A 2,124-nucleotide genomic window follows, 5' to 3' on the forward strand; every position below is an offset into this window, starting at 1 on the left:
TGATCCGAAAGGGACAGTTGTCTGAGGAAAATATTCCTGCTTATAAGCAGTTTATGGCTTTGGCAGGATAGTTATGCCTGAAGACCAGGAGGTCTGCGCTTTTGATGATTATTGCGACAGAACCCCCTAAACGCTGGGTTGTAGAGCGTACATTTGCCTGGTTAAATAACTTTCGACGCCTAGCTAAAGACTTTGAAATTTTACCTGCACCTTCTGAAAATATGATAAGAATTGCTATGATAAAATTAACTGTTGCAAAGTGTTTGTAAAGTTTAACCAAACAGCTTCTAAGCTTTTGCCGAGAACTTGAGCTGGGATGCCCAGAATTAGCTTTCGGAAAAGTAGGGACTCTTACACGATTTCTGTGACATGGGACCCCAAAATCTATCATGAAGACGCGCTAGCGCGTATATACCTTGAGTTCTATTTAGGAGTTTTTTATGTTTAAATTAGAAATGGTTTCTGCGGTTGTTTTATTGAGTACAGTCGTCGGAGGTGCATCTGCCGCGGGTTCTGCGGCTCCGTCTAGAACACATTATACCACTCAGTCTGCCGACCATAAGGAGCTTATTGATGGCTGGAAACGGGAGTTAAAGGATAATGGGTTTATAAGGGTTGGGGAGTATGATTCTGTGGTTTCCCATATGGAGGCTATGGACATTAAGATGGGAGGGTCTATACCTTTAAAGGAGGCCCTGTCCAAGTTGTCTTTTGTTCCTGTTTCTACGGGTGGGTTTTCGGGTTTAGAGTACCATGGTCATAGGCTTGGTAGGAGTTCTGGGTCTTCGACCGATAATGTTTTTACCAGATATTATAGGAGTAAGGATATTGGTTTCGTTAAATTAGTGGAGACTTCTTTTCCGGAATGGGACCCTCGCTTGTTTGTGGGGGATTTTGTTAATTCTAAAGTTGGAAATTTAGATTCTTTGTATATGGTTGTTCGAGGACCTACTGGGTTCTCTATTGCTACTTTGTCTTGGGTTTCTGGGGGTAGGATGTTTCAGCTAACTGTTTCTTCTCGTGAGGTTCATTTAGACTCTCTAAAGACTAAGATTTTTAATTTAGCGGAGTCTCTTTAGTGTTTGTGTGTGCTTTTATTTGGAGAAGTAATTAAAATGTCAATTTTATATAAAGTTTTGGCAGTATTTTTGTTCATTTATAGCTTAAACTCCTATTCTGAGGACGCTGCTCTGGAGATGTATTTGGACTATGATGTTAGCATGGCCAATGGTAGTAAATACCATTTTTCTAGGGCTGAATGTCGTTTTCCTACTGAAATACATCTCCCTCGACACATTCACAGGAATGAGTCCATAACTTGGGATGTGGAGGAGTTTCACAGGCGCCTTGAGAATTTAGAAATACACTATACAGAATCAAGTATTCTTTATGCCATACGTACTATATCCGGTCATTACAGGGTCATCCCGAAATCCGTCGGAGGTTCTATAGAGCGATTGTGGGTGCTGGATCATGCGGACAAGGATGAGCGAGACTGGGGTATATGGTCTTATGTAACCCACCTAGATGATACACGGCCTTTTTGGCTTGTTGTTGGCTTGCACGAGTATAAGGGGCCTGTTATGTATAAAGATTATGACTTTTCTGTCGATAAGGTTGCAGCGCACCTGAAAACTAAGCCTTGGATACGTGTATCTGATACGGTGGCCAGGGATTGTAATTTATACTCAGCGCAATTTTTTGGAGACGCTGGGGATTGGAAAAAGATTACCTGGTGGGATAAGTTAATAAACAATTAGGGTTCTGTCGCAATAATCATCAAAAGCGCAAACCTCCTAGTATTCAGGCATAACTATCCTGCTAAAGCCATAAACTGCTTATAAGCAGGAATATTTTCCTCAGACAATTGTCCCTTTCGGATCATATGTGCCGTTTCAATTCCATCAATTGTTGCTTGAGCGGAGTGAAACGCTTTAAAGCCCATCATCGGTTTTGTTATTTTTTTGATAAATCGATGATCCTGTTCGATGATGTTATTCAAATATTTAACCTGTAATATGTCGATCATAGTGGCAAACCCAGCGAGGATTAACAAGAGGTTAATATTGGCTAATCCTGCATAGTTAGCGCCACTTTTATCCATAACGACCTTATCAGGAAAGC

Annotated in this window: 3 protein-coding genes and 1 pseudogene; 3 read left to right on the forward strand and 1 reads right to left on the reverse strand. The window is 41.0% G+C overall.

The features are described from left to right. Positions 1 to 128: 128 nt before the first annotated feature. From CDZ78_RS17980 to CDZ78_RS17990, 3 genes and pseudogenes are all read left to right on the forward strand, one after another. Positions 129 to 269: pseudogene (locus tag CDZ78_RS17980) on the forward strand (transposase); the annotation flags it as partial. A gap of 171 nt (positions 270 to 440) precedes the next feature. Continuing rightward, positions 441 to 1,079, forward strand: coding sequence for a hypothetical protein (locus CDZ78_RS17985; RefSeq protein ID WP_087871215.1), 639 nt, complete (start codon positions 441 to 443; stop codon positions 1,077 to 1,079). A 36-nt stretch (positions 1,080 to 1,115) separates the two neighbouring features. Then, positions 1,116 to 1,760, forward strand: coding sequence for a hypothetical protein (locus CDZ78_RS17990; protein ID WP_087871216.1), 645 nt, complete (start codon positions 1,116 to 1,118; stop codon positions 1,758 to 1,760). 53 nt (positions 1,761 to 1,813) lie between these two features. Here the strand turns inward: CDZ78_RS17990 and CDZ78_RS17995 are convergent. Next, a partial coding sequence (locus tag CDZ78_RS17995) for a DDE-type integrase/transposase/recombinase (protein WP_140414178.1) occupies positions 1,814 to 2,124 on the reverse strand: 311 nt, incomplete at its 5' end.

This window comes from Bathymodiolus platifrons methanotrophic gill symbiont (assembly GCF_002189065.1).
GTDB lineage: Bacteria > Pseudomonadota > Gammaproteobacteria > Methylococcales > Methylomonadaceae > Methyloprofundus.

What these genes read in the sequence shown, in the direction of transcription:
- CDZ78_RS17990 (WP_087871216.1), top strand. Translation starts at nt 1,116, where the DNA reads ATGTCAATTTTATATAAAGTTTTGGCAGTATTTTTGTTCATTTATAGC.
- CDZ78_RS17985 (WP_087871215.1), top strand. Translation starts at nt 441, where the DNA reads ATGTTTAAATTAGAAATGGTTTCTGCGGTTGTTTTATTGAGTACAGTC.